General features: G+C 74.1%; 6 protein-coding genes. 1 reads left to right on the forward strand and 5 read right to left on the reverse strand.

What is annotated here, in order from left to right:
- From MFF30_RS24435 to MFF30_RS24455, 5 genes are all read right to left on the reverse strand, one after another.
- Nucleotides 1–942 (reverse strand): hypothetical protein (locus MFF30_RS24435; RefSeq protein ID WP_238282788.1); only part of this gene is annotated, 942 nt, incomplete at its 3' end.
- The gene (locus MFF30_RS24440) at nucleotides 939–1493 is read right to left on the reverse strand and encodes a c-type cytochrome (protein ID WP_238282789.1); all 555 of its coding nucleotides are present in this window, start codon (nucleotides 1491–1493) and stop codon (nucleotides 939–941) included. The genes MFF30_RS24435 and MFF30_RS24440, both read right to left, overlap by 4 nt.
- Nucleotides 1490–3505: a quinol:electron acceptor oxidoreductase subunit ActD gene (locus MFF30_RS24445; protein WP_238282790.1), complete on the reverse strand. Its 2016-nt coding sequence runs from the start codon at nucleotides 3503–3505 to the stop codon at nucleotides 1490–1492. The genes MFF30_RS24440 and MFF30_RS24445 overlap by 4 nt, the downstream gene beginning before the upstream one ends.
- 5 nt (nucleotides 3506–3510) lie before the next feature.
- Nucleotides 3511–6498: a TAT-variant-translocated molybdopterin oxidoreductase gene (locus tag MFF30_RS24450; protein WP_238282791.1), complete on the reverse strand. Its 2988-nt coding sequence runs from the start codon at nucleotides 6496–6498 to the stop codon at nucleotides 3511–3513.
- Entirely contained in the window at nucleotides 6498–7157 is a 660-nt protein-coding gene (locus MFF30_RS24455) for a cytochrome c3 family protein (RefSeq protein WP_238282793.1), read from the reverse strand. Before MFF30_RS24455 ends, MFF30_RS24450 begins: the two co-directional genes overlap by 1 nt.
- Nucleotides 7158–7512: 355 nt before the next feature.
- Between MFF30_RS24455 and MFF30_RS24460 the strand changes: the two genes are divergently transcribed.
- Nucleotides 7513–8316 carry an SCO family protein gene (locus MFF30_RS24460; RefSeq protein ID WP_238282792.1) on the forward strand — a complete coding sequence of 268 codons (804 nt, stop codon included), beginning with the start codon at nucleotides 7513–7515 and terminating at the stop codon, nucleotides 8314–8316.
- Nucleotides 8317–8330: the final 14 nt, after the last annotated feature.

Consider the following 8330-nt stretch of genomic DNA (forward strand, 5'->3'; position numbering starts at 1 on the left):
GCGCGCGAGGCCGGCCGCCAGGGCGGCGAGGCCGAGCCCGGCCAGCGCGTCCGGCGCCGTGACCACGAAGGCGCCGCGCCGGGCCGGCGTCACGAGCCAGGCCATCTCGGCGGCGTGGACGGCCAGGACCAGGGCCGCCACCGCCCGCGTCGTCCACGGGCCGGGACGCAGCGTAAGGGCGGCGGCGAGCAGGGCGGCGGCCCCGCCCGCGAGACCGAGACCCCGCCCGAGGAGGCCGCCACGGGCGAGGTACCACGCGACCTCGGCGGGCAGGTTGGCCGACCAGACCACGAGGAACTGCACGAAGTGCAGGAAGGCCCAGGCGGCCGTCAGCACGGCCAAGGGCAGCAGCCCGGCCTCGGGCCCGCGCGCGGGCGTGACCAGCAGGGCGGAGGCGATGGCGGCGCCGCTCCAGGCCGCCATCGTCAGGAGGCCGATCAGGCTGGAACCGAGGCGCGGGTCGAGGGCGGTGATGAGGTCGAAGCTCAGCAGCGTCGCCAGCACGGCGTGAAGTCCGAGCCAGAGGGCGACCGGCCCCCGGCCCGCCGCGACCCGGCGGCAGAGCCAGAGCCAGAGGGCGAGGGCGGCGGCGAGGCGCGCGGCGAGGAACGGCAGCGTCAGCCAGATCGCCGCGAGAGGCGTCGCGGCGGGCGATCCCGTCGCGAAGGGATAGAGGGCCGGCACGACCGCCCCCAAGGGCAGGGCGAGGATGGCCGCCACCGGCATCAGGCGCAGGCATGCCGCCAGGGCGGGGCGCAGGGACGCGAACCGCTCCGGCGCGACGGCGTCGAGGGCCGCGACCAGGGGGAGGGCGCCGAGAGGGAGGCTGAGCAGAGCGAGCCAGCCCGCGAGATAGCCGGCCTGCCAGTCGCCGAGGCGGATAGCGAGGCCGAGGGCGGCGAGGCCCGCGACAAGGAGGAGGAGGGGCCGGCCGGCGCTCATCGGGCCGCCCGCCGCGCGCTGTCCCGGAGCCGGTCCTGATCCTCCGCCGGCAGGCTCGCCACCGCGGCCCCCTGGCTCAGCTGGAGCGCGCGGATATAGGCCACGATGGCCCAGCGGTCGGCCGGGGCCACCTGCGCGCCCATGGGCAGCATCGCCCCGTGGCCTTGCGTGATCGCGGCGTAGAGCCGATCGGACGTCGCAGCAGCAAGGCGCTCGCCCGCGAAAGGCGGCGCGGCCGGAAAGCCGCGCGCCACGATCATGCCCCGGCCGTCGCCGCTGGCGCCGTGGCAGGGCGTGCAGGCGATGCCGTAGCGCTCCCGGCCCCGGGCCAGCAGGGCCGCGTCGATGATGGCCGGGCGGGGCACGACGCGCGCGGGATCGGCGCGGGGCACGGTCCCGGCCACGGGCGCGCGCATGGTCATACCCTGCGGAAAGAAGCGGTTGGCGTCCCAGGTCTTGGCCTTGGGCTGGTCGCGCATGTTCGCCTCACCGCAGCCGGCGAGGGCGCATGCGAGCGCCAGCACCGGGCCGAGGATGAGCGGGCGCCTCATCGCGGCACCCGCGCGATGGCGAGCGGCCGCCCGTCGCCCTCGGGTAGGGCGTCGAGTTGGCGGGCGATGCGCGCGGCGTCGAAATCCGGGCCGCGCGCCTCCGCCACCAGGAAGTAGCGGTCCTGCGTCGCGTACCCGAAGCCCGGGATGTTGAAGGCCGGATGGTTGAGGCGCGGCAGGCGGTTCAGGAACAGGAACACCGCGTGCACGGCGAGCGTCCCGCTCATCATCGCGAAGGAGACGCTCGGCACCACGAAGGCCGGCCAGGAGAAGCGTGGGCGTCCGCCGACATCGAGGACGTAGCCGTAGGCGGTGGCGTAGACGCACATTCCGTAGAAGGCCGCCCCGCCGCCGAGCGCCGCCCCGAGGGCGTAGGGCAGGATCGAGCGGTTGCGGCGGCCGAGGCCCTTGAGGGCATCGGGCATCGGCATCGGGCCGAAGGCGTCGAGGCGCACCGCGTTACCGCGCACGGGCCGATCGCCGTGGTGGGGGTAGCGCCGGGCGAGGACCCGCATGGCGGCGGCGAGCGACGCCTGCGTGGCGAATTCCGCGCTGACGCCCCAGAGCGGCGTGCCGGGCCCGGGCGCTTCCGCCTCGGCGCCGGGGCGCGCCGCACCGTCGGCCGCGCCCGCCTGGCGCAGGTCGCTGAGCGTGGCCACCGGCAGGGCGCGCAGGAACAGGAGCAGCAGCACGAGGAACAGGCCCACCGACCCGGCGAAGGTCGCCACCCCCCAGAGCCCGACCCGGTAGTCGAGGGCGGAAGAGGGCAGGAAGTCGTGGGAGAGCGTCACCACCAGGACCATGACGTGGTCGGCATAGGCGCCCACCGCCACGAGGCCTCCGACGAGGGCCAGCGCCAGGGGCGAGCGCCGGAGGCGCGCCCACCAGAACAGGTGGACGGGCAGGAGCGCACAGGTGAGCACGGTCCAGGCCGCCCAGGCCTGCGGGCCGGTGAAGCGGCGCACCAGGGTGGCGCGCGCGAAGGCGTCCCCGTGCAGGAAGCCCGAGAGGAGTTCGGTCGCGTAGCCGTAGAGGCTGGCGAGCCCGAGACCGAGGAGGATCCGGGCCAGGATCTCGGCATGGGCTTCGGTGATCACACTCTCGAGGCGGTAGAGCGCACGGACAAGCATCGCCAAGGCGGTGACGACGGCGACCCCGGAGAATACCGCGTTGACCAGGAAGGCGACGGGCAGGATCGTGTCGTGCCAGCCCGGCAGCACGGAGCCCGCCAGCATCACCGAGGCCCCGGTCTGGAGCGAGACCACGAGAAGGATGCCGAGCAGCGCGACGATGCGGTAGGCCTGGTGCCAGAGCTGCCAGTGCGAGGCCGAGCCCCGCCAACCGGCCGCCGCGACGCCGTAGGCCTGCGCCTTCAGCATCGGCCAGCGCCGTGGCCGTCCGGCCGCCTCGGATTTGGCCCGCGCCTCGGCGAAGGCCCGGTCGCGCAGGGTCGCGAGGTCGGGCAGGAGCCCGATGTACCAGAGGCTCACCGTGACCACGAGGAAGCTGACGATGTCGATGGCGTCCCAGACCAGGGGCGAGCGGAACTGCGGCCATAGGCCGAGGGTGTTGGGGTAGGGCAGGTTCCAGTAGAAGAACCACGGCCGCCCGAGATGGACGATCGGGTAGAGCCCGGCCGCGATCGTGCACAGGAGGGCGTTGGCCTCGGCGAGGCGGCTGAGCGCGCCCCGCCCGAACGTCCCCCCCGAGGGGGCTCCCGCGAGGCGCAGGGTGCCGGCGAGCGCGAGGCTGCCGCAGGCGATGCCGATCCACCAGTCGTAGGAGGCGATGTCCAGCGCCCAGACGACGGCGTTGTTGTTGTTCCAGATGCCGATTCCGGTGAAGAGCAGGTACAGGATCACCCCGAAGAACAGGGCGAGCAGGCTCGAGGCCGCCGCGAAGGCGATCCACCAGCGCCGGCCGAGGGGGTCGTGCAGGGCGGCGTCGGAGACGGCGCGTCCCATTCCGCCGGGGCGCGTCGGGGTGTCGGGGGTGAGCACGGCTCCGGCCATGGGCGTCAGCCCTCCCGGCCCGGCTCGGCGCCGGGCGCCAGGCTCGCCAGATAGGTGGTGCGCGGGCGGGTGTTGAGTTCGCCGAGCAGCGCGTAGTTGCGCGGGTCCCGGCGCGCGGCCGCGACCTTGCTGCCCGGATCGGAAAGGTCGCCGAACACGATCGCGCGGGTCGGGCAGGCGCCCTGACAGGCGGTCTCCACCGCCCCGTCGGGGATCGGCGCATGCGCGTCCTTGGCCGAATCGATGCGCGCGCCCGCGATGCGCTGAATGCAGTAGGTGCACTTCTCCATAACGCCGCGCGCCCGCACGGTGACCTCCGGGTTGCGCTGCTGCTGCTCCACCGGCGCCATGCCGCCGGTGTAATCGAGGTAGTTGAAGCGCCGGACCTTGTAGGGGCAGTAGCTCTGGCAGGTGCGGGTGCCGATGCAGCGGTTGTAGACCTGCAGGTTCAGGCCCTCGCTGTCGTGCACCGTCGCCTCCACGGGGCAGCCGAGCTCGCAGGGCGCCGCCTCGCAATGCATGCAGGGCACGGGCTGGAAATGCGTCTCCGGCGCGTCGAGGTCGCCCGCGTAGTAGCGGTCCACCCGCAGCCAGTTCATCCAGCGCCCGCGCGCCACCTCCGCGCGCCCCACCACCGGGATGTTGTTCTCGGACTGACAAGCGGTGAGGCAGGCATTGCAGCCGATGCAGGCGTCGAGGTCGATGACCATGCCCCAGGCCCGGCCGGCGCCCGCACCGTCGGAATCCGCGCCGCGCCCCGCCGAGGCCGGGGCGGGATAGAAGGAGGGTGCCGCCGCGCCCGGCGGGTCGCCGACGCTCGGGGCGCCCAGTGCCTGGACGCGCATGAAGTCGTGCCCCTGCATCGTGCCCAGATCCTGGGTCGTCACCGGCCTGGCGCGGCGGCCGGTCTTCGTCAGGGTGACGTCGGCAAGGCGATAGGGCGTGGCGGCGGGACGCAGGGCCTGGGCGTCGTAGCCGAGCCCGTGCGCGAGGTGGTCCGGCACCCGGCGGCCGTAGCCGAGGGTGAGGGTCACGGTGCCCTCGGCCTGGCCGGGCAGGATCCAGGCCGCGCCCTCGAGGCGCCGGCCGTTGGCCTCCACCGCCACGACGTCGCCGGTGGCCAGATGCAGGCGCTCGGCGAGCCGCGGGCTGATCGCCACGACGTTCTCCCAGACGATCTTGGTCAGGGGCTTGGGCAATTCCTGCAGCCAGCCGAGATCGGCCGAGGCCCCGTCCCAGAGGCAGGGGTCGGGCCGGAAGACCGCCTCGATCCGGTCCCCGTCCCCAGGGGCCGGCAGCGGGGCGGTGACGCCCCCGGTCAGCGCCACGGTCTCCACCGGCAGGGCGGTGTCGGGCAGGAAGCCGAGGCGCAGGGCCTCCCCGAACCGGGCCTCGAAGGCGGCGGCCTCCTCGCCGGGACCACGCCAGTGGCGCTTCAGCAGGTCGAGCCCCTGCTCGGGCCCCTCCTGCGCCGGTACCTCGGCCCCGAACAGGGCCAGGATCTCGTGGGCCGAGCGCGCGCCGTAGAGGGGGGCGATGGTCGGCTGGATCAGCCCGACGGTGCCGTCGAGGGCGCGGGCATCGCCCCAGCTTTCCAGAGGATGCGCCAGCGGCAGGTGCCAGTCGGCATGCGCGGCGGTCTCGTCGAAATACGTCCCCGCATGGATCTTGAACGGCACCCGCCCCAGGTGCTCGGCGAAGGCGAGGTCTCCGGACGCCTCGTAGGCCGGGTTGACCCCGAGCATCAGCAGGGTGCCGACGCGTCCGCCGGCCATCGCCTCGGCGAGGTCGGACAGGCCCTCGGCCCCGGACACCGGAACCGGCGCCGTGTGGATCACGGTCGTGCCAGTGTTGCCGAGGGCGCCGTTGATGCGGTGGACGAGGGCATGCATCCCGGCCGGCTGCGCGAGGCCGGCGGTGACGAGGCTCCGGCCCCGGTTCGCCAGGAGCGCCGTCCCGGCCCGCCGCAGCCACGCCGCCATCGGCCCGTCCCGGGTCTCGGGCTGCCCGCCCTCGGCGATCCGCAGGAGATCCCCGGCGAGACGCGCCAGATCGTCCGAGCCGGCCGCCAGGGCATGGTCGGCCTTGACGCTGGTCAGCCCCGGGGTCGGTGCCGCCGCGTGCAGGGTGAGGAGCCGGCCCTCCGCCTGGGCCGCCCGACGCGCGTCGATCCAGCGGCGCGATAGGCCGACCTGACCCGGCCCGGCATCGAGAAAGTCGCCGTCGAGGCTGACAAGAGTGCGGGCGGCCTCGAACCGGAACTGCGTCTCCAGGGGCCGGCCGTAGGCCTGCCGCGCACCGGCATAGAGCCCGTCCCGAGGCACGGTCTCGGCCACGTGCCAGCGCAGGCCCGGATAGGCCGCCCGCAGCCGCGCGATCCCGGCGGCCAGCGACGGCGAGGTCACCGGTCCGGTGAGGAGGTGGAACCCCGCGCCCCCGGTCTCGCGCAGGGCCGCGAGGCGCGCCAGGAGGGCGCCGCGAAAGGCCGAGAAGGCCGCGGGCCGCCCGAGATGCTGTACCGCCTGGCTACGAAAGGGATCGTAGAGCCCGAGCACCGAGGCCTGGGCCAGGACGTCGGTGCCGCCCCGGCTCCAGGGATGCTCCGGATTGCCCTCCACCTTCAGGGGACGGCCGTTGCGGGTGGTGACCAGGATGCCGTTGGCGAAGCCGTCGAACAGGGCCGAGGTGGCATAGGCCAGGGGAGCGCCGGCCACGATGCGCTCGGGCTGCACCACGTAGGGCACCTCGCGCGCCCGCCCGTCGAATGCGTCGCAGGCCGAGAGCCCGGCGAGCGCGAAGGAAGCTGCCATCAGCTTGAGGAAACCGCGCCGCTCCGGCCCCTGCCCCGGAGGCAGGGCGCCCGGGAACTCGGCCGCCAGATAGGCCTGGAACGCCTCCGTTTCGGCCAGCGCGTCGAGGCTGCGCCAGAAGGCCGGGCCGTTGCCGGAGGCGAGGCGGTCGCGCAGCCGCGCGAGGTCGAGGTTCTGATCCATCAACGGTGACAGATCCCGCATTCGAGGAGCCGGTCGCCCCCGTGGATGTGGTTCCGCGCCACGAGCTCCGGCCCGAGGGTCGCCTGGTTCGGCGGCGGGCTCCAGTTCATGTTCCAGACCTGATCGGGGGTACGGACCCAGCGCTCCGGCGCCTGGTGGCAGTCGAGGCAGAACCGCATCTCGAAGGCGTTGGCCCGGAACGTCATCTGCATGGTGGTGACGTCCCCGTGGCAGGTGGAACAGCCGATCCCCTTCGTCACGTGGACGGAATGGTTGTAGGCGACGTATTGCGGCAGCTTGTTCAGGCGGGTCCAGCGCAGGGGTTCGCCGCTGGCGTAGCTGTCGCGCACGGGCTTCAACATGTCCGAGCCGGTCCAGATCTGTGAATGACAGGTCATGCAGGTCTCGGTCGGGGGCAGGCCGGCGCTGGCCTGCGTCTCCACCGTGGTGTGGCAGTAGCGGCAATCGATGCCGAGTTCGCCCGAATGGTGCTTGTGGCTGAAGGGCACCGGCTGGGCCGGGGCGATGCCGACGCCGGTGACGTAATCCGAGCGCACGATGCCGGCCACCACCACGGCGCCCCCGGCGATGAGGGCGGCCCCGGAGAGGACGGCGAGGCGCAGGAGCGCGTCGGCCCCGGGGGAAAACAGCTGCGCCATCAGGAGCCGCGCCGGTTCGGGGGCGCCGAGCCGGGGCACGGGATGTCACGACGTCGTCCCATCCCCTCGCGCCCTCGTCATCCTCGCGCCCACGCCCAGGTGCGCGTCCGATTTACAACCGCGCTGCTGCGGCCACGGTTCAGTCCCGGATTTCATCCCGTCGTCGGCCACGGCGGGCCCGGCAGGGCTTACCCCCGGGTCCGGGGGCGAGGCGACCCAAGTTCTCGTGACATCGTCTCGTGACATCCCGGCTCGGGCCACATCCGCGGTCTCGAGAGGCTGAAAATCCTCGGTCGCCTCGGACTGCGGCGTCGGGCCAGGTGCGCCGGTAGGCCGGATCGGGCATGGATACGGCATGCGAGGCCCCCGCTCCCGCCCCGCGACCGGCCGCGCGGTCGCACTTCTTCTCGGCCTCGCGGGCGCGGGCCTAACGCCTGCGACGGGCTTGGCGCGGCTCGCGCAGAACGAGCTGGCGCAGGTCGCGGTCGCACCGGCCCCCGATGCCCGCGTGCCCCTCGATCTCGCGCTCACGGATGCGCAGAGCGGGCCGACCACCCTGGGCGCGGCCCTGGCCCGGCGCGCGACGCTGCTGCTGCCAGTGGACTACACGTGCGGCAATGTCTGCGACCCGATGCTGGCGATGTCGGCCGCGGCCCTGGCGGCCACCGGCCTCCCGGCGGTCGGCTTCCTCCTGGTGGGCCTCGATCCGCGGGACGACGCGGCCGCCGCCCGGCGGATGCTGGGGCCCGAGACCGGCGCGGGCGCAGCCGCGCGCGCCCTGGTGGGCGACGCCGCCGCCATCGCCCGCCTGACCGGCGCCCTGGGCTACCGCTTCATGATCGACCGCGACACCGACAGCATCGCGCATCCGGCCGCAGCGATCCTGTTGACGCCGGACGGGCAGGTGGCGCGGGTGCTGTCACCGCTCGCCCTCAACGGCCGCGACCTGCGCCTCGCGCTGATCGAGGCGGGGGAGGGCCGGGGTGGCACGCTCGCCGACCGGCTCACCCTGCTCTGCTACGGCTACGACGCGGTGCGCGGCATCTACACACCGCTGATCGAGCGCATCCTGAGCCTGGCCGGGGCCGCGACCGTGCTGGCGATCGGGCTCGGCGTGTGGCTGTTGCACCGACGCGGCCGGCCCGCGGCCGGGCCCTGAACACGCGAACGCCC

The organism is Methylobacterium goesingense, assembly GCF_022179225.1.
Classification (GTDB): Bacteria; Pseudomonadota; Alphaproteobacteria; order Rhizobiales; family Beijerinckiaceae; genus Methylobacterium; species Methylobacterium goesingense.